The sequence below is a fragment of the Gilliamella sp. BG1 genome (genome assembly GCF_046635625.1).
Classification (GTDB): Bacteria; Pseudomonadota; Gammaproteobacteria; order Enterobacterales; family Orbaceae; genus Gilliamella; species Gilliamella bombi.
Map to the genome: position 1 here is coordinate 1 of NZ_JBIDFG010000006.1, position 19,106 is coordinate 19,106.

17 protein-coding genes and 1 pseudogene are annotated in these 19,106 nt (G+C 33.8%); 5 read left to right on the forward strand and 13 right to left on the reverse strand.

Going from position 1 to position 19,106, the window contains the following annotated elements:
- Nucleotides 1–191: 191 nt before the first annotated feature.
- The 10 genes and pseudogenes from purT to tsaE form a co-directional block, all read right to left on the reverse strand.
- On the reverse strand, nt 192–1,373 hold the full coding sequence (gene purT / locus ACGH80_RS03820) for a formate-dependent phosphoribosylglycinamide formyltransferase (protein ID WP_411630556.1): 1,182 nt from the start codon (nt 1,371–1,373) through the stop codon (nt 192–194).
- A 78-nt stretch (nt 1,374–1,451) separates the two neighbouring features.
- The gene (locus ACGH80_RS03825) at nt 1,452–2,750 is read right to left on the reverse strand and encodes an adenylosuccinate synthase (protein WP_411630557.1); all 1,299 of its coding nucleotides are present in this window, start codon (nt 2,748–2,750) and stop codon (nt 1,452–1,454) included.
- A 19-nt stretch (nt 2,751–2,769) separates the two neighbouring features.
- On the reverse strand, nt 2,770–3,729 hold the full coding sequence (gene hflC, locus ACGH80_RS03830; RefSeq protein WP_411630558.1) for a protease modulator HflC: 960 nt from the start codon (nt 3,727–3,729) through the stop codon (nt 2,770–2,772).
- A gap of 10 nt (nt 3,730–3,739) precedes the next feature.
- Nucleotides 3,740–4,969: an FtsH protease activity modulator HflK gene (gene hflK, locus ACGH80_RS03835; RefSeq protein WP_411630559.1), complete on the reverse strand. Its 1,230-nt coding sequence runs from the start codon at nt 4,967–4,969 to the stop codon at nt 3,740–3,742.
- Between the two features lie 23 nt (nt 4,970–4,992).
- Entirely contained in the window at nt 4,993–6,288 is a 1,296-nt protein-coding gene (gene hflX / locus ACGH80_RS03840; protein ID WP_085163813.1) for a ribosome rescue GTPase HflX, read from the reverse strand.
- 19 nt (nt 6,289–6,307) lie between these two features.
- Nucleotides 6,308–6,553 (reverse strand): RNA chaperone Hfq, encoded by a 246-nt coding sequence (hfq, locus tag ACGH80_RS03845; protein WP_065590789.1) that lies wholly within the window; start codon nt 6,551–6,553, stop codon nt 6,308–6,310.
- 286 nt (nt 6,554–6,839) lie between these two features.
- Nucleotides 6,840–7,751, reverse strand: a complete 912-nt coding sequence (gene miaA / locus ACGH80_RS03850; RefSeq protein ID WP_034911914.1) for a tRNA (adenosine(37)-N6)-dimethylallyltransferase MiaA — start codon at nt 7,749–7,751, stop codon at nt 6,840–6,842.
- Nucleotides 7,744–9,600, reverse strand: coding sequence for a DNA mismatch repair endonuclease MutL (gene mutL, locus ACGH80_RS03855; protein WP_411630560.1), 1,857 nt, complete (start codon nt 9,598–9,600; stop codon nt 7,744–7,746). The genes miaA and mutL overlap by 8 nt, the downstream gene beginning before the upstream one ends.
- A gap of 20 nt (nt 9,601–9,620) precedes the next feature.
- A pseudogene (locus ACGH80_RS03860) lies at nt 9,621–10,325 on the reverse strand (N-acetylmuramoyl-L-alanine amidase); the annotation flags it as partial.
- Nucleotides 10,326–10,390: 65 nt separating this feature from the next.
- On the reverse strand, nt 10,391–10,864 hold the full coding sequence (gene tsaE, locus ACGH80_RS03865; RefSeq protein WP_065590797.1) for a tRNA (adenosine(37)-N6)-threonylcarbamoyltransferase complex ATPase subunit type 1 TsaE: 474 nt from the start codon (nt 10,862–10,864) through the stop codon (nt 10,391–10,393).
- 127 nt (nt 10,865–10,991) lie between these two features.
- On the opposite strand from tsaE, the gene tusB reads away from it, so the two are divergent.
- The 3 genes from tusB (at nt 10,992) to ACGH80_RS03880 (ending at nt 13,066) form a co-directional block, all read left to right on the forward strand.
- Complete coding sequence (gene tusB, locus ACGH80_RS03870) at nt 10,992–11,273, forward strand: sulfurtransferase complex subunit TusB (RefSeq protein ID WP_065590785.1); 282 nt, start codon at nt 10,992–10,994, stop codon at nt 11,271–11,273.
- Nucleotides 11,274–11,391: 118 nt separating this feature from the next.
- Nucleotides 11,392–11,955, forward strand: a complete 564-nt coding sequence (locus ACGH80_RS03875; RefSeq protein ID WP_065636380.1) for a Sua5/YciO/YrdC/YwlC family protein — start codon at nt 11,392–11,394, stop codon at nt 11,953–11,955.
- Nucleotides 11,956–11,959: 4 nt separating this feature from the next.
- Complete coding sequence (locus tag ACGH80_RS03880) at nt 11,960–13,066, forward strand: anhydro-N-acetylmuramic acid kinase (RefSeq protein ID WP_411630561.1); 1,107 nt, start codon at nt 11,960–11,962, stop codon at nt 13,064–13,066.
- Between the two features lie 23 nt (nt 13,067–13,089).
- Here ACGH80_RS03880 and ACGH80_RS03885 read toward each other — a convergent pair whose 3' ends face one another.
- Complete coding sequence (locus ACGH80_RS03885; RefSeq protein WP_411630562.1) at nt 13,090–13,869, reverse strand: Cof-type HAD-IIB family hydrolase; 780 nt, start codon at nt 13,867–13,869, stop codon at nt 13,090–13,092.
- A gap of 1 nt (nt 13,870) precedes the next feature.
- Nucleotides 13,871–14,554: a DnaA inactivator Hda gene (gene hda / locus ACGH80_RS03890; RefSeq protein ID WP_411630598.1), complete on the reverse strand. Its 684-nt coding sequence runs from the start codon at nt 14,552–14,554 to the stop codon at nt 13,871–13,873.
- Between the two features lie 573 nt (nt 14,555–15,127).
- On the opposite strand from hda, the gene mnmG reads away from it, so the two are divergent.
- A complete protein-coding gene (gene mnmG / locus ACGH80_RS03895; protein WP_411630563.1) occupies nt 15,128–17,020 on the forward strand; it encodes a tRNA uridine-5-carboxymethylaminomethyl(34) synthesis enzyme MnmG in 1,893 nt (630 codons plus the stop codon).
- Entirely contained in the window at nt 16,998–17,597 is a 600-nt protein-coding gene (gene rsmG / locus ACGH80_RS03900) for a 16S rRNA (guanine(527)-N(7))-methyltransferase RsmG (RefSeq protein WP_411630564.1), read from the forward strand. The genes mnmG and rsmG overlap by 23 nt, the downstream gene beginning before the upstream one ends.
- Before the next feature lie 43 nt (nt 17,598–17,640).
- Here the strand turns inward: rsmG and ACGH80_RS03905 are convergent, their stop codons facing one another.
- Nucleotides 17,641–18,876, reverse strand: a complete 1,236-nt coding sequence (locus ACGH80_RS03905) for an N-acetylmuramoyl-L-alanine amidase (RefSeq protein WP_411630565.1) — start codon at nt 18,874–18,876, stop codon at nt 17,641–17,643.
- Between the last annotated feature and the right edge of the window lie 230 nt (nt 18,877–19,106).

A 19,106-nucleotide genomic window follows, 5' to 3' on the forward strand; every position in this document is an offset into this window, starting at 1 on the left:
TGCCCACACAGATTGTCTGTTTCTTCTTTTTAAAGAGCTAACAGCTTACATCTCTCGTCAACCTTTCGTTGATTTAGCTCGCTGTCTCAAGGGTTGCGTATGTTACTCACTTCACATGTGAACGTCAACCCCTATTTTAGAAATTTTTAATTTTTTGTGTTGAATGACTGCTTTTTACACAAATTTAGGCATTATAGGGTTATTTTTAGTTGTTTTGTCACATTAATAGCTTTATTAGTAGCCTCTTTAACTGTCGATGCTCTAGCTAACGCAACTCCCATTCTTCTTGTTCCTTTTACTTCTGGTTTACCAAATAAACGTAAATCAGTTTGCGGTTCGCTTAATGCTTTATCAATATTAGCAAAAGTTATTTGTTTGGAATTACCTTCTATTAATAAGACAGATGATGCACAGGCACCATATTGTTCTATAATTGGAATTGGCAATCCTAATATTGCCCTAGCATGTAATGCAAACTCAGATAGGTTTTGTGAAATTAATGTCACCATACCGGTATCATGGGGGCGAGGTGATACTTCACTAAACCATACTTGCTCCCCTTTAACAAATAATTCAACACCAAATACCCCTCGTCCACCTAATGCTTCTGTTATTTTAGTTGCAATATTTTTCGCTTGTTTCAATGCTTTTTCAGGCATCTGCTGAGGTTGCCAAGATTCTCGATAATCACCGTTTTCTTGACGATGACCAATTGGTTCGCAGAATGAAACTCCGTTAATATGCCGAACAGTCAGCAAAGTAATCTCGTAATCAAAATCAACAAAACCTTCTATGATTACTTTACCCCCACCAGAGCGCCCTCCCTCTTGAGCATATATCCATGAAGATTTAATATCTGCTTCACTACGCAATAAAGATTGACCTTTACCCGAAGAGCTCATAACTGGCTTAACCAAACATGGAAAACCTATCTCTTTTACCATTTGTTCATATTCAAATTCGTTTTCGGCGAAACGATAAGGTGAAGTGGGTAGTTTTAATTCTTCTGCAGCAAGACGGCGAATCCCCTCACGATTCATTGTTAATTGCGTTGCTTTTGCTGTTGGAATAACAGTAAATCCTTCTTTTTCCAACTCAACTAGTGTAGATGTGGCAATAGCTTCAATTTCTGGAACAATATAATCGGGATTTTCCATTTCAATGACTTTTTTTAGAGCATCCCCATCAAGCATATTAACAGTATGATAGCGATGAGCTACTTGCATTGCTGGCGCATTAGCGTATCGATCAACTGCAATAACTTCACAGCCAAAACGTTGTAATTCAATCGCCACTTCTTTAGCTAACTCTCCTGCACCACAAAGTAATACTTTTGTTGCAGTCGGTGATAAAGGAGTACCTAATTTAGCCATAATTCCCTCATACACAGTTAATCGTTATATCTCAAGAAATAAAAAATCGGGAAAATTATCCCGATTTTTTAATCAATATTAAGCTTGATAAGGATCACGTAAAATCATGGTTTCATTGCGATCCGGACCTGTTGAAATAATATCAATTGGTGTTTCGGTTAACTCTTCAATTCTTTTGATATAAGCTTTTGCTGCTTGTGGCAGTGCATCATAGCTTTTAATACCAAAAGTTGATTCGCTCCAACCTGGCATAGTTTCATAAACAGGTTTAACTAAGCTCCACTCTTCAGCGGCAGCTGGAGCATTTTTGATAACATCACCATTTGGTAATTGGTAACCGACACAAATTTTTACTTCTTTCAGCCCATCTAACACATCAAGCTTAGTTAAACAAAATCCTGAAACAGAATTAAGTTGTACCGCTTTACGCACAGCAACTGCATCAATCCATCCTGTTCGACGGCGACGACCAGTTGTTGCACCAAATTCATTACCTTGTTTGCAAAGATATTCACCAACTTCGTCAAATAGCTCGGTAGGGAATGGGCCTGCACCAACACGCGTAGAGTAAGCTTTAACAATACCTAACACATAGCCAACATAACGCGGACCAAAACCAGATCCCGTTGCCACACCACCAGCAGTAGTATTAGAAGAAGTTACAAAAGGATAAGTACCATGATCGATATCAAGTAATGTACCTTGTGCACCTTCGAACATAATTCTTTCGCCTTTTTTTCGTGCATCTTCTAAAAGCGCAGGAATATCGGCAATCATAGCAACTAAAATATCAGCTATAGCTAACGTTGCATCTAAAACTTTTTGATAATCTACAGCTTCGGTTTTGTAATAATTGACTAATTGGAAATTATGATATTCCATCACATCTTTTAGTTTTTCAGCAAAAGCTTGACGATCACGTAAATCACCAACTCGAAGTCCACGGCGAGCAACTTTATCCTCATAAGCAGGACCAATACCACGCCCTGTTGTTCCAATAGCTTTATTGCCACGAGCTTTTTCTCGAGCTTGATCTAATGCAATATGGTAAGGCAAAATTAGAGGACATGATTCAGAGATAAGGAGCCTTTCCCTAACAGGAATTCCACTATTTTCTAACTCTTTCATCTCTTTCATCAAAGCGTCAGGACAAAGCACTACACCATTAGCAATAATGCTAATAACATCATTACGTAAAATTCCTGATGGAATTAAGTGTAATACTGTTTTTTCACCATTAATAACTAATGTATGACCTGCATTATGCCCGCCTTGATAGCGAACAACATACTTCGCTTTTTCCGTAAGTAAATCAACAACCTTACCTTTTCCTTCATCACCCCATTGTGTACCTAACACAACAACATTATTACTCATAGACTATTTACTCATTTTGTTAATTATCAGATTTTAATTTCATATATTTAAAAAATTCACTATCAGGACTAATAACTACAATATCATTATCTGTAAAGCTTCGTTCATAAGCTTTTAGCCTCCGTATAAAGCTAAAAAACTCTATATCTTTACCAAAGGCATCAGCATAAAGTTTGATTGCATTCGCATCACCTTCACCACGAATAGAGCGAGATTGACGTTCAGCTTCAGATAATATTTTGGTTACTTCTAGTGTAGCCTCTGCTCGTATTTCATCAGCTCTTTTAACACCTTGAAAATGTTGATTTTGGAACACATTATTTCGTTCTGCTTTCATTTTCTCATAAATAGAATTAGACATTTCTTGAGGAAAATTAACTTTCTTTAAGCGAACATCAATAACTTCAATACCGAAAGGTCTCATACTCGCTTGATTAACCTCTAAAGCTTTTTCATCTTTATTAGCTTGATTTTCAATCGAATTACTTTTATCCAATTCTTTAACCGTGCTATTTAAAATATCTTTTACACGGGTTACTATAGAATTATGAGAGTTATTATTCGTATCATTAACAACATCAATGATATTTAATTTTTCAATTTCTGTTCTTAAACAACCATTTGATCGAGCAAGCAACAAGTTCTCGATACTATTACCAGCAGCAATAGTTTCATAATATCGATTAAAATCAATAATCTTCCATTGTACAAAATAATCAACAACTAAATCTTTATTTTCACGTGTTCTAAATTTTTGTTCTTGACCGGCATTATTAGGACTATTTATTGTTTTTATTTTAGCATCAACAATTTTTACATTATCCATTCCTGGAAATTTAAAATGTAATCCAGGTTCAGATAATCCTATAATTTTATTAAACCGTAAAACTATTCCACGAGTACCTTCTTCAATAACATAAGCGCTAGAAAAAAACACACCAATCAAAATTAATACTATAGGAACCAATAATTTGCGCATGCTTTTCTCCTTATCTTCCCATAAACCGTGGAGTCCGCGTAGTCTCGCCAACTTTAATGGTGTTATTAGTGTTATTGTTATTTTCTTTTGATAATTCCGGCTTTGATTTAGGCTGTTCTTTTATTGTTTCAGACGAGCTCAGCATATTGGAATTATATTCACTATTTTGGTTTGATAACGTCATTGTTTGAGAATTTTTTTCACTCTTATTTTTTAATAGTACTTCTAACGGTAACACCATTAAATTTCCACTTTTATCATTCACTATAATCTTATTGGTTTTGGTTAATACTCTTTCCATAGTTTCAATATATAAATGTTCTTTAGTAATTTCTGGTGCTACTTTATATTGTGGTAAGATTTTTTCAAAACTAGCCACATCACCAGCAGCTTCAAGTTCTACTCTAACCTTATAAGCATTAGCATCAGCTAAAATTCCTGCTGAACGTTCTTCTGCTTGCTGAATTTTTTTCACCTTATCAGCTTCAGCTTGTTTGATTTCTCGCTCACTATCGTCTTGAGAATGAAGCGTTTTATTGTCATTACCTTTCACTTCATCTGGTAGACGAGCAACTTGAAAATTCAAATTAACAATATTAATACCCATATCATAGGGACTAATGATATTGACTAACTCATCTTTAGTACTACGTTCTAGAGCTGAACGTTCATCAGAAATTATCGCATCAATATTTGAACTTGCCACTACCGTTCTAAGGGCGCTATCGGCAGCTTGGCGCAAACTATCTTCTACATTAGTGACATTAAATAAATATTTTAAAGGATCGCTGACACTATATTGCACATTTATATCAACAAAAACCAAATTTTCACCAGCTGTAACAGTAAGTCCCTTTTCGTTAAAATTTCGAATACCCTGTGTATCAACAATATACACTTTATCGATTAAAGTTGGCTTCCAATTTAGTCCTGGTTGAATGATTTCAGATTGAACTTGACCGAAGCGAGTAATTACACCACGTTGATTTTGGTTAATGGTATAAAATCCACTTCCTGCCCAAACTACAACAAGTAAAGCAATTATAGATATGATAATTTTAGTTGTACTCATCGGCAATTTAATTCCAGAGGAACCATTATTATTACCGAAATTATTTTTTTTTAATAATTTTTTAACTTTATCAAATAAACCATCAGATGAATGATTAGTTGGCTTTTTTTTATTATTCCCCCATGGGTCGTTATCTTGTCCGTTATTGCCGGGCTGATTCCACGCCATATTGTATATGCTCCATTTGATAATTAGTTGTTATTTTGCTTATTGATCAAGTATAACAGATCTGGTTCTTGTTTACAGAGGCGATTCCATTCTATAGAGGGAATTCTCACATCTAGATGAAAACTACCATCCTCATTAATAAATTCATTTTCTACCGCATTTAACTGATATAAACGACTTCTTAATCTTGCTAAATAAGCAGGTAAGTTTAAGTGGCAAACTTGTATTTGCTTAGCTAGCCTTTCTTTTAAAGCGATAAATAATTGATCTAATCCTAAACTATTTTGCGCTGAAATCCAAACACGAATTGGTATACCGTTTTCATCTCTATCAATACTTGGTTGTTTGCCTTCTATCAAGTCGATTTTATTCATAACAAGTAATGTTGGAATTTCGTGCGCATCAATTTCGTGCAAAACTTCATCAACAGCATGCATATTATCTAATAAATTAGGATCTGCTGCATCAACAACATGTAATAACAATGCAGCTTGTTGAGTTTCTAATAACGTTGCTTTAAAAGCCGCAATTAAATCATGTGGCAAATGGCGAATAAAACCAACTGTGTCAGCTAAAACAACTTCACCGACATCATCAACAATAACTCGACGAAGCGTTGGATCGAGTGTAGCAAATAACTGATTAGCAGCATATACATCAGCATTTGTTAACGCATTAAATAATGTTGATTTACCTGCATTCGTGTAGCCAACAAAAGAGACTGTTGATAGATCTGCTTTATTTCGTGATTGACGATTTTGATTTCGCTGTTTTTCAACTTTAGCAAGTCTTGATAAAATTAATTGAATCCGTTGACGAATCAACCTTCTATCAGTTTCTAATTGAGTTTCACCTGGACCACGTAAACCTATCCCACCTTTTTGACGTTCTAAATGCGTCCAACCTCGAACTAAACGAGTCGAAAGATGTTGTAACTGTGCTAATTCAACCTGTAATTTACCTTCATGTGTTCTGGCTCTTTGAGCAAAAATATCAAGAATCAATCCTGTTCTATCAACAACACGACATTTGCATAATTGCTCTAGATTACGTTCTTGGGAGGGAGTTAAAGAATGATTTACTAAAATAACAGAAGCATTAAGCTGTTTAACTTTTTCTGCTATTTCTTGAGCTTTACCTTCACCTACAAAATATTTGGTTTGAGGTACTTTTCTTGAGGTTGTTACAATATCGAGAATATCTATTTGAGCCGAAGAAACCAAAATTTCAAACTCTTTAAGATCCTCGATATTGCTCTCTTGAGGGAAGAATACATGGACTAATAAGGCAGATTCACCGCCTTTATATCTCTCAAACAATCAGATTCTCCACTGAAATTCAGCTTTCGCTTTCCTCTTCGGATTGAGATACCAATCCAGAAATAGGTCTAGATGGTACGACTGTCGAGATAGCATGTTTATATACCATTTGGCTTACAGTATTTTTTAACAAAATCACAAATTGATCAAATGATTCAATTTGTCCTTGTAACTTAATACCATTAACTAAATAGATTGAGACAGGAATATGCTCTCTACGAAGCAAATTTAAATAAGGATCTTGTAATGACTGCCCTTTTGACATGAGTTTATCCTTTAAAAATAATTATATTAAGATAAAATAAATACATTTATAAATAATTAATGTATTTTACATACTATTTCAGATACATCTTTAGTATCTACCAAAATAACATAAAAAAAGCTTCTCTTAAACCAATCAACTATAATTAATGCACAAATAACTAAAATTTTAAAAAATTTAAACTAAAAAGGTAAAAAAAATACTAAATACTGACACTAATATACATAACTTTACCTACGAAAAAATTTACAATTGTATATTATTAAACCACTATAAAAATTATCACTTAAAATATGTTTCGGAATATTGAATCCATATTATCATTGTTTAACCACGTAATAGGTTGTTTCCAACCACGAAGCCATGTTATTTGTCGTTTAGCTAATTGACGAGTAGCGCAAATTCCTTTAAAAACCATTTCATCATAACTTGTATTACCATTTAAATACTCCCACATTTGACGATATCCAACACAACGCATAGAAGGTAAATTTAAATGTAAATCCGATCGCTGCATAAGTGCTCTGACTTCATTTTCAAATCCTTGATCCAACATCTGTAAAAAGCGTTGTTCAATACGTTCATGTAATTGCGAACGATCTTGCGGCATAATAGCAAATTGCATAATATCGTATGGTAATGTTTCGCCACTTTCTTGTGTAAGTTCAGTTAGACTTTTGCCTGAAATTAAATAAACCTCTAAAGCACGATTAAGCCGCTGAGGATCGTTAGGATGAATTCGTTCAGCTGAAATTGGATCGATCTTTTTTAGCTCTTCGTGAATCGCTTGCCAACCTAATTTATTAGCTTTTTCCTCTATTTGCTTACGAATTACGCTATCAGCAGCAGGAAGCGGTGAAAGCCCTTCAATTAAAGCCTTAAAATAGAGCATTGTCCCACCAACTAATAATGGAATTCGCCCTTTTTTTAGGGTTTTTTCAATTTCCACAATGGCATCATGTCTAAAATTAGCTGCCGAATAACTTTTTGCAGGATCACAAATATCAATCAATTTATGTGGATACTTTTGTTGCTCTTCTTTAGTCGGTTTTGCAGTACCAATGTCCATACCACGATAAATTAGAGCTGAATCGACGCTAATAATATCAATAGGATAACGATCATAAAGCGCCATAGCAAATGCCGTTTTACCAGATGCTGTTGGCCCCATTAACGAAATAATTTTTGGTTTATTCATGATAAATCGATTGAGTTAAAGATTGCATGTCAATTGGGTATAAAAATGAATCTTGTTGTAACAGATTAATATCCACTTGTTCTAATTGAGCTAGTAACTGAATGGCTTTTACTACACTCCAGTTCATCGTAACACTATCATAATACTGATTAGCTAACCAAGCCGCTATTTGCGTTGGATCTAAAACTTCATTTTTTGAATCAGAAATAAAAGCAATTAAAGCGGGCAATAATTGTTGCCAATTGATAGTACGCAACATTTTAGGAACATTTTGCAAATACAGCTTCGCTTTATCAATATAAAAATCAAAACCTAAAAAATTTAGTTGCGGCTGATAAGAAGAAAGGACTTTCTGCTCCTTATTATTAATTAAAATTGTTAATGGGATAAGCAATTTTTCAGAATCTTGTGACAATAATTTAATCGCAACGAATTTTTGTTGAGCAATAGGCAACTTCATCAACATTAATTTTTGTTGATTATCTTCATTTTTTTCAAGCAATGCAATATCAGGTTGAATAATAGTTAACACCCGTCCAAATGTCACTAATAATGAATTATCAAGCTGCTGTTGTAATGATTGCAATGGTAAATTTCGTTTAGGAAATAATGATTCAATAACCGCTTTTTGTGGTTCAGTTATTTCATTTTCTTCTACCGATAAAAATGGCTTTTCTGGCTCAAGTTGTACAATATTTTGAGAAGAAGATTCAACGCTAACTAACTGACCATACAACGCATTTTCTTTAGCATAATTACTAGGTTTTTTAGGTAATTGGTTACTAGCTTGATAAGGCTTAGAAATCGTCTGTTGATTAAAGATATTTTCTCCAGCTGCTTGCCGATTAGGTGTTATTGTTACTTTTTCATCTGTTACAGATAAATCCGATTCAAGAGCCATAACTATAGCTTGATAAACGAAATCATGAACCAATCTTGCCTCATGAAAACGGACTTCATGTTTAGCAGGGTGAACATTAACATCAACTTGTTTTGGATCTATTTGTAAAAACACCACATAACTTTGTTGTTCATTCGCACGTCTTATATAGGCTTGTCGCAATGCATGATTAAGTAATTTATCTTTGATAACTCGACCATTAACATAAAAATATTGCAAATTACTAACTTCACTACTTGTTACCCAACCTTGAATGAACAAATCATCATGTTGCCAATCTAATTTGACTGCTTTTTGCATAAATACTCGCCCACATACCAATTCTACCCTTTTTTCAAGGGTAGATGAACGGTACTGCTTAACAAGTTTACTATTATGCTGCAAATTAAAAGTAACATCAGGACGTGCTAGCGCAATACGCCGAACGAATTCCTCAATATGCATAAATTCAGTTTTTTCTGTTTTTAAAAAACGGCGTCTTGCAGGCGTATTGTAAAACAAATCAAGTACTTCAACAGTCGAGCCAACAGGATGTGCAGCAGGTTTAATCACCGGTTCCATATCTCGCCCTTCAGCATAAACTTGCCAAGCTTCAGTTTGTTCTGCTGTGCGTGAAGTTAATGTCAATCTTGCAACTGAACTTATACTCGCCAGCGCCTCACCACGAAATCCAAGGCTAATAATAGAATCTAAATCATCTAACTTGCTGATTTTACTTGTCGCATGACGAGCAAGCGCCAGTGCTAATTCATCTTTAGCAATACCGCAACCATTATCTCTAATACGAATTAATTTACAGCCGCCTTGCTCAAGATCAATATCAATTTGAGTACTTCCCGCATCAAGGCTATTTTCAACCAACTCTTTAATGACTGATGCTGGACGTTCTACCACCTCACCAGCAGCAATTTGATTTGCTAATTGAGGAGAAAGAATATTAATTGCCATTAATGCTGTTCTCCAAATTTTGGATTTTGTTTAACGTAATTTTTTATACCTTGATAGATAGCTTTAGCAATCTTATCTTGATGAGCATTACTACTTAGTAAGCGTTCTTCACCTTCGTTAGAGATAAAACCAACTTCAACTAAAATCGATGGGATATCTGGTGAACGTAATACCCCTAAGCTTGCATGTTCTGGAGCAGATTTATGTAACTTTGTTATCCCTTTCATTTCTTTTAATACTTGTTTTGCTAACTCATATCCCACTCGTTGAGAATAAGAAAATTGCAGATCTAATACGGCTTGACTTAAATGAGGATCATGATCATCGCTAAGCGCATCACCTGCCCCACCAAGTAATTGTGACTGTTTTTCATCTTGTTCAAGCCAACGACCAAGTTCTGTGTCAGCTCGCTTAGTTGACAATACCCAGATCGAAGCACCAGTTGCATTCCGATTTGGTGCAGCATCAGCGTGAACTGAAACTAACAAATTAGCTTTATTTTTTCTAGCGATTTCAGAGCGTTGTGAAACAGAAATAAAATTATCACTGCTACGGGTTAACACCCCTTTAAAATTAGGATCTTTATTTAATAAATTGGTAAGTTTTTTAGCAATAGAAAGCGTAACTGTTTTTTCATATAACTTATTTTTCCCTATTGCGCCGGAATCTTTACCACCATGCCCTGCATCAACGGCAATCACAACTTTAGCTGCATAGGCAGAACTACAAAGCAGTAATAAGATAAAAAAAGTGAATAGTTTTTTCATTGTCTTTATATTGTTTATTTCAATTATGATAGATTAATAATCTCGCTGCCTTTTTCGCTTATTGCCTGAACGCAAGCAGTACGTTCAAGCGCCAAATAAGTCAAATGAATTTCAAGATCCGCGCTTGGCAAGATCCCATTTGCTTGCTGTGGCCACTCAATCAAACAAATTGATCGCGAAGAAAAATATTCACGAATCCCCATATACTCTAATTCTTCTGGATCGCAAAGCCGATATAAATCAAAATGGTAAACTGAAAAATCATCAAATTGATAGGGTTCAACTAATGTATAAGTTGGACTTTTTACGTTACCTACATGACCTAATTGTTGCAAAAAACCACGACTAAAAGTTGTTTTACCTGCACCTAGATCACCTATTAAATAGATAATAATTGTATCATCATGCTTGGACAAATAGTTTAAACATAGTTTGGCAAGTTTACTACCAAACAAAATCGTTTGTTGCTCATTGCTTAAAATAACTGGTTTCATGATGAATTCTTTGCTCAATAAATAGTTCTTATTATATACTAATAACATCAAAGATGTACTAACCAAAATGAGCTTGATTTTGTAAAAAAGTTTCAGGTAACTATACGTTTCAGTATAAAAAGTGAAAATAATGCTACATACTATATCAACAGCAAACCAATCAGCCATAAATCCACAATTAATATCAGCTCAAGATGTTGTATTGTTCTGGCAAAATGGCGTTATTCTGGCTATACAAAATAATCCATTATTAAATAATATTATAAAAAAAACTAAACACTGTTACGTCATCAACAGCGATATAGAAGCCCGAGGAATAAGCAAAATTATTGATTCAAGGCTTAAAATTATCAATATGCAACAAGTTGTTGAACTTACAACTAACCATTTTCCACAAATGAACTGGGAATGACCATAGGGCATAATGCTAAAACTACCCAGTTTTAAAAAGCATGAATCATGCAAATTTGCAAAACCTAAAACCTAAGTTTAATATAAATCTCAATTGTACTCAGCTCGTATTCAAATTTATGGCTAATTTATTAACGCTATCGGAAATCAATAATTATTTAAAAAATGGTGAAGTGATTGCTTACCCTACCGAGGCTGTTTTCGGTCTAGGGTGTGATCCTGATTGTGAATCAGCCGTATTAAAACTGTTACAACTAAAACAGCGTTCAGTAGATAAAGGCTTAATTTTAATTGCCAGCCATTACCAACAACTGATCCCTTATATAGATGAATTAGCTATTACTAATGAACAAAAACAGTTAGCACTTACTAGCTGGCCAGGCCCTGTTACTTGGGTTTTTCCTAAAAATACAAAAACACCTTATTTTTTGACTGGTAAATTCGACACCATAGCAGTACGAGTCACCAATCACCCCTTAGTTTGTAAACTATGCGATCTTTATGGCAAACCAATAGTTTCAACCAGTGCTAATTTATCGAATTATCCACCTTGTAAAACAGCAAGTGATGTCGTTAGCCAATTTGGTGAAAATTTTCCAATATTACAAGGACAAACAGGTAATAGATTACAGCCATCTCAAATCAGAAATATTCAAACAGGTAACATTATTCGACAAGGATAGATATATGCAAAATTTATATATTGGCGTAATGTCGGGAACCAGCATGGATGGAATTGATATTGCTATAATTAATATTACCGCAAAAAATGTCACATCAATAGCTAGTAGTTGCTACCCAATGCCCACCAACTTAAAGCAGCAATTATTAACATTATGTGAAACAAAGCAAACCACATTACAAAATTTGGGTGAATTAGATCATCAACTTGGTGAATTATTTGCTGATAGTATCAATCAATTTTTAAAAGTCAATAAAATTGATAAACAACAAATAAAAGCAATTGGTTGCCACGGGCAAACTATTTACCATGCACCAAACGGTAAAAACCCATTTACCCAACAAATTGGCGATGCCAATATTATCGCAGCAAAAACAGGCATAACCACCATAGCTGATTTTCGTCGAAAAGATATGGCTTATGGAGGGCAAGGAGCACCACTAGTCCCCGCTTTTCATAAAGCGGTGCTACAAGATCCACAAATTAATCGTGTAGTATTGAATATAGGAGGAATTAGTAACATTTCAGTATTAATTCCTAACCATACTGTTATTGGTTACGATACAGGTCCAGGAAACGTACTGCTTGATTGCTGGATAAATCAAAACCTAGGTAAAAGCTATGATAAAAATGGACTGTGGGCAAAAACAGGAAAAGTTAATCAAGACTTATTGAATAAATTATTTGATGAAGATTATTTCAAAATACCAGCACCTAAAAGTACAGGTAGAGAGTTATTTAATTTACCATGGTTACATAAAAAATTAATAGGGACGGATTTTAAAGCAGAAGATATTCAAGCAACGCTCGTTGAATTAACTTCTTTATCAATTGCAAATGAAATCAAAAAATTATCTATATTAAAAACATTACCTTGCGAACTTTTAGTCTGTGGCGGAGGTGCTAAAAATCCACTTATTATGCAAAGATTATCAGCATTATTACCATCATGGTCAGTATTAACAACCGATACAAAAGGTATAAATGGAGACGATATGGAGGCAATAGCCTTTGCTTGGCTTGCTTATTGCCGAATCAACAATATTCCATCAAATATTCCCGAAGTAACTGGCGCAAGCCAAGCTGTGTGTTTGGGGGTTATTTATCAATAAACTAAAAAATATATAAATATCGATCAAATCAACCCAAATTTTTGTAACGCTTTAGCAATACCATCATTATTATTAGTATCTGTAACAAACTCGGCTTTTGCTTTTAATTCATCAACTGCATTACCCATAGCAATAGGATGATCAACGGTTAGGAACATTTCAAAATCATTCATACCATCACCAAATGCATAAGTAGACACATCAGTGAACCCTTTATTTTTTAATAACTGAGTAATACCATAACCTTTAGAGCCACCATGATTAAAAACATCAACACAGTAAGGGGTATTACGAATAAAGGTTAGTTCAGGAAAAACATCTCGATAAAGATCTTCTCCAGATTCACAAAGTAATAAAAGCATCTGAATAGGTAATTTTAAATAAACCTGATCATCAACAGGAGGAACTGGTTGCTTAAGATAATGATAAAACTTCTCGGCTGGTTGACTATACTCAGATATACACATCATTTCATCATTATAAAAAGATAAAGGAATATTCGTTTTTTGCTTAGAATACTGATGTATTCTCATTATCACATCTTTATTAATATTATTAGTAAAAACCTTTTCGCCTTTGTATAAAACTACTTGCCCATTCATACCAATAATTGAATCAATTTGAGTCTTTTGCATTAAATCAGCAACTTCACAAGGTGTTCGACCAGTTGCTATCACTGGAATAATATTATTATGTTTTAATTTTTTTATAGCATTAAGGGAACTGGACAATACATCAATTTGACTATTAAACAATGTCCCATCTAAATCAAAAAAAACAATAGCTTCAGGTTTATGACTCATATTACAAATCCAAAATATTTTTAATAAAAGGAATAGTTAGCTTTCGTTGTTGTGCTAACGTTGCTACTTCAAACTTTTCTAATAAAGAAAATAATGTACGCATATCGCGATTAACACGTTTTAATAAAAATAACCCAACATCTGTTGATAGTTCAAATCCACTTAATTGCGCTCTCAATTGCAAAGCTTTAAGCTTGTCATCATCGCTAAGTTCTTTTAATTGATAAACCTGCCCCCAAGATAATCTAGAAACTAAATCAGGCAATATAAAAGAAATTTGTTTAGGTGGAGCATTTGCTGTTATCAATAATTTACTCACATTTTTTTCTGTCAAACGATTAAATAAATCGAAAATAGCCTCTTCCCAATCCCTATGACCTGCTATTACATCAATATCATCTAAACAGACTAAATCATAATTTTCTAATCCCTGTAAAATTTCAGGTACCAAATGGTAATGCTGTTTTAATGGAATATAACTAGCTAATTTATTTTGGCTTGACGCATGTAAAAGGTGAGTTCGGCCTGCAACGCTAGCCGCCCATATATAAAAGACATTAAACCCCTCTTTATCTAACAAGGTTTGCAATGAATCAAACAACAACCGATTATTACCTATATAAAAACTATCAAAAGTTTCATTATTAGATAACGGAAAAGGCAAAGGTAACTGTGAAAGAGTAATAAAGTAACCTCACAATACAAATAAAATCATATTAAGTATAAATTTGCTTTTATAAAAATCAATCACTTTTATACAAAAAGACAAACAGATAACAGTTAATAAAAAAATAAAACAAAAAACAATAAAACGATCAAAAATTGTTGTTTAAAATAAAAACAACAAAAAGTTAAAAATTAAGCGATCAAACTTAATTTTTGTGGATAACTCTGTTAAAAATTAGGATAACAAGCTGTTATGATCGCACTAACAACTTAAAAATAGAAAACAGTTGTGGATAAAAAGAATAGTTATACACAAGTTAAAACAAAAAAAGATCCGATCAATTAACAGAATAGACAGATCGATAAGATCCTATAAAATAATAACAAAAAAGAGTTATCAACAAAAAGGATCCGATCTAATAATAATAAAAATAAAAAGATCATCTAAAAGATCTTATTTTATTTAGACCACGATCCTAATAGATCATTTGACGTAACCAAAAAGATGAGTAAAATCTCCTACCCTGAATAAATCAAATCTCCCGATCTAAATTAGCGATCATCTATACACAAAACAAATACGAGGCTTTTTATGTTTTATCCAGATCTTTTTGATGTCATCATTGTTGGTGGCGGTCATGCAGGAACAGAAGCAGCAATGGCATCAGCAAGAATGGGGCGAAAAACACTACTTTTAACCCATAATATCAATACATTAGGACAAATGTCTTGTAATCCTGCCATTGGTGGTATAGGCAAAGGTCATTTGGTAAAAGAAATTGATGCAATGGGTGGCTTAATGGCACACGCTATCGATCATGCTGGGATCCAATTTAGGATCTTAAATAGCAGTAAAGGACCTGCAGTCAGGGCTACAAGAGCACAAGCAGATCGATCACTATATTGCAAAGTGATCCGAACTACACTTGAAAATCAAGAAAATTTAATGCTTTTTCAACAATCTGTTGAAGATGTGATCATCGAAAACGATCAGATCGTAGGTGTAAAAACCCAAATGGGAGTATGCTTTAAAGCTAAAACAGTCGTATTAACAACAGGCACCTTTTTAGACGGAAAGATCCATATAGGACTTAATAATTACAGTGGTGGACGTACAGGCGATCCTGCTTCGATCGGCTTATCAAAATCACTTCATCAATATCCATTTAGAATGGGACGATTAAAAACTGGTACACCACCACGAATTGATGCGAGAACAATTGATTTTTCAAAATTAGGTACACAATATGGTGATGATCCTGTTCCTGTATTCTCATTTTTAGGTAATGCAAACGAACATCCTAAACAAATTCCTTGCTATATAACAAGCACTAACGAAACAACGCACGAGATAATCCGAAATAGTTTAGATCGTAGTCCCATGTATACAGGTGTTATAGAAGGAGTTGGCCCAAGATACTGCCCATCTATTGAAGACAAAATTATGCGTTTTGTGGATCGTAATTCTCATCAGATCTATTTAGAGCCTGAAGGATTAGATAGCAACGAAATATATCCAAACGGGATCTCAACAAGTTTACCATTTGATACACAATTAGCATTTGTACGCAGTATGAAAGGATTAGAAAATGCAAATATTGTCAGACCAGGTTATGCGATCGAATATGATTATTTTGATCCAAGGGATCTTAAGCCAACACTTGAAAGTAAAGTTATCAAAGGGCTCTTTTTAGCAGGACAGATCAACGGAACAACTGGCTATGAAGAAGCCGCAGCTCAAGGAATGCTTGCTGGTTTAAATGCAGCACGTTTTGCATATGATCAAGATCAATGGTATCCAAGCCGTGATCAAGCCTATTTAGGGGTATTAGTTGATGATCTTTGTACTCTTGGTACTAACGAACCTTATCGCATGTTTACCTCGCGTGCTGAATATCGTTTAATGTTACGTGAAGACAATGCTGATATTCGCTTAACCGAGCTTGGTCGCAAGCTAGGTATGGTTGATGATTATCGCTGGCAACGTTTTAACGAAAAATTTGAAGCTATTGAACAAGAAAGAGCAAGATTACGTGATATATGGGTACATCCTCATATTGAAAGCATTGACGAAGTAAATGCCGTATTAAGTGCTAATTTGACTAAAGAAGCCAATGGAGAAGAGCTACTTAAGCGACCTGAAATGAGTTATAACACATTGAAATCGCTTTCATTATTTGCTCCAGGATTGTCTGATGCACAGGCTGCGGAACAGGTTGAAATTCAAGTTAAATATGATGGATATATAAAACTGCAAATAGAAGAAATTGAACGTCAAAAACGCAATGAAGAAACGCTTATTCCTGAGCATATTGATTATGCTGAAATATCGGGTTTATCGAACGAAGTTGTGGCTAAATTAAAACAACATAAACCTATTTCAATAGGACAAGCTTCGCGTATATCAGGAATTACTCCTGCTGCGATTTCAATGTTACTAGTTTATTTAAAAAAGAAAAATTATGTTAAAAAAGAAACTCATTAATCTAATAGATCAAACCGATCTTTTGATCTCAGAATCACAAATAGATCAATTGATCCATTATGTTGAAATGCTCAACAAATGGAATAAGACTTACAACTTAACAGCTGTACGAGATCCTAATGAAATGTTAATCAAACATATCATGGATAGTTTAGTTGTATCGCCCTATTTAACTGGCAAAACTTTTATTGATGTTGGAACTGGTCCTGGTTTACCAGGTGTTCCACTAGCAATAATTAACCCAGATAAACAATTTGATTTAGTGGATAGTTTAGGTAAGCGTATTCGATTTTTAAAACAAGTTCAGTTTGAATTAAAGCTAACTAATATAAACCCAATACAAAGCCGAATAGAAGTGTATAACGATAAAAAGTTTGATGGAGTTATTAGCCGAGCATTTGCTTCATTGCAAGACATGCTTAGTTGGTGTAAACATCTTCCTAATGAACAAGGATTTTTTTATGCTTTAAAAGGAAGCGATATAGATCCTATTGCTGATGGTTTTACACTTAAACAAAATATAAAATTGACTATACCAGAATTAGATGCTGAAAGGCGTTTGATTATTATACAATAATTTTTGTAATTAAATACAAGCTGCTCTGAAACTTTTTACAAATTTAATTTTTGCGTTTTTTCAGATAATCTTTAATACCATCAACAATTGATTTAGACACTTGATTTTGGAATGAAACAGTCTTTAACTTTTTTTCTTCAGTAATATTACTAATAAAGGCTGTTTCGACTAAAACAGATGGAATATCGGGTGCTTTTAACACCGCAAAACCTGCTTTTTCAAGTGATGGTTTATGTAACTTATTGACTCTTTTCATTCGATTCAAAATAGCATTACCAAGTAATACCCCATTATTTAATGTTGTTTTTTGAACCAAATCTAAAATGGTATTATCTAAATATTTATCACCACTACGGCTAACACCGCCTATTTGATCTGCTTCATTTTGAGTTTGGGCCAAATAACTGGCTGCAGAACTACTTGCTCCACCTGTTGATAATGCAAAAACCGATGAACCACCGACAGAACGATTAGCAAAAGCATCTGCATGAATAGAAATAAATAGATCTGCATGGAGTGAACGAGCTTTAGCAACTCGTACTTTTAATGGGATAAAAACATCTTCATTACGGGTCATGTAGACTTTTATATTCGGTTCTTTCTTAAGTAAATTATAAGTACGACGTGCAATTTGCAAAACAATATCTTTTTCACGTGTTTTATTGTAACCAATAGCGCCAGGATCTTCTCCACCGTGTCCAGGATCAATCACAACAATAACGGGAGCATTTTTACTCTTATTGGTTGGTGTTTTTATACTAGATTGCTTTTTATTGAGATCACCTTTTTTATATTCTTCTAAAAGCGCAAGTAAAGGGTCATCATCAGTGCTTGAAGCTGGTTTAGATGGATAAAGATCCATAACTAAACGATGTTTGAATTTTGCTATCGGCGATAAGGTAAAAGTATTTGGTTGAACACCTTGTTTTAATTCGATCAAAATTCTTACTGTCTTTGGATCTCGTTGAACAACGCGTATAGATTTAATATAAGGGTCGTGTTTTAATACCTTTGATGAGATATTTTTTAAAATTGGATTTAGATTAACATTGTTAATATCAATAGCGATCCTATTAGGATTACTTAATAAAAAGTGCTTGTATTTTAAGCTAATATTTGATTCTAAAGTAATTCTTGTATAAGTTGATGAAGGCCAAACGCGCACAGCAATAACTTGCGCCATTGCTGCGGCAAAGCCTACACGAGTGACGGATAACAAACATGTAGCAATAATACCTTTTATTAATAGGCGCTTTGTTGGGCTAAATGTTTTTTTCATACCTTAAAAACTTTATTTATTATCAAAATTAGCTGCAGATAATAGCATAAACTAAAGGGATATTAAAAAGAATGATTATCATAATCGACTGTTATTTTTGTAAATAGTCTGTTCTAAATTATCAATCAATTTTTATAATAAAAAAGATTATCAAATTAAATAATAAAAACAACCTTGCTTTAAGTTGTCATTTTTATTTTGTTATAGACCCTATAATAACAAAAGATTAC

Coding starts and splice junctions, on each gene's coding strand:
- purT (WP_411630556.1), bottom strand. CDS start 1,373: ATGGCTAAATTAGGTACTCCTTTATCACCGACTGCAACAAAAGTATTA.
- ACGH80_RS03825 (WP_411630557.1), bottom strand. CDS start 2,750: ATGAGTAATAATGTTGTTGTGTTAGGTACACAATGGGGTGATGAAGGA.
- hflC (WP_411630558.1), bottom strand. CDS start 3,729: ATGCGCAAATTATTGGTTCCTATAGTATTAATTTTGATTGGTGTGTTT.
- hflK (WP_411630559.1), bottom strand. CDS start 4,969: ATGGCGTGGAATCAGCCCGGCAATAACGGACAAGATAACGACCCATGG.
- hfq (WP_065590789.1), bottom strand. CDS start 6,553: ATGTCAAAAGGGCAGTCATTACAAGATCCTTATTTAAATTTGCTTCGT.
- miaA (WP_034911914.1), bottom strand. CDS start 7,751: ATGAATAAACCAAAAATTATTTCGTTAATGGGGCCAACAGCATCTGGT.
- mutL (WP_411630560.1), bottom strand. CDS start 9,600: ATGGCAATTAATATTCTTTCTCCTCAATTAGCAAATCAAATTGCTGCT.
- tusB (WP_065590785.1), top strand. CDS start 10,992: ATGCTACATACTATATCAACAGCAAACCAATCAGCCATAAATCCACAA.
- ACGH80_RS03875 (WP_065636380.1), top strand. CDS start 11,392: ATGGCTAATTTATTAACGCTATCGGAAATCAATAATTATTTAAAAAAT.
- ACGH80_RS03880 (WP_411630561.1), top strand. CDS start 11,960: ATGCAAAATTTATATATTGGCGTAATGTCGGGAACCAGCATGGATGGA.
- ACGH80_RS03885 (WP_411630562.1), bottom strand. CDS start 13,869: ATGAGTCATAAACCTGAAGCTATTGTTTTTTTTGATTTAGATGGGACA.
- mnmG (WP_411630563.1), top strand. CDS start 15,128: ATGTTTTATCCAGATCTTTTTGATGTCATCATTGTTGGTGGCGGTCAT.
- rsmG (WP_411630564.1), top strand. CDS start 16,998: ATGTTAAAAAAGAAACTCATTAATCTAATAGATCAAACCGATCTTTTG.
- ACGH80_RS03905 (WP_411630565.1), bottom strand. CDS start 18,876: ATGAAAAAAACATTTAGCCCAACAAAGCGCCTATTAATAAAAGGTATT.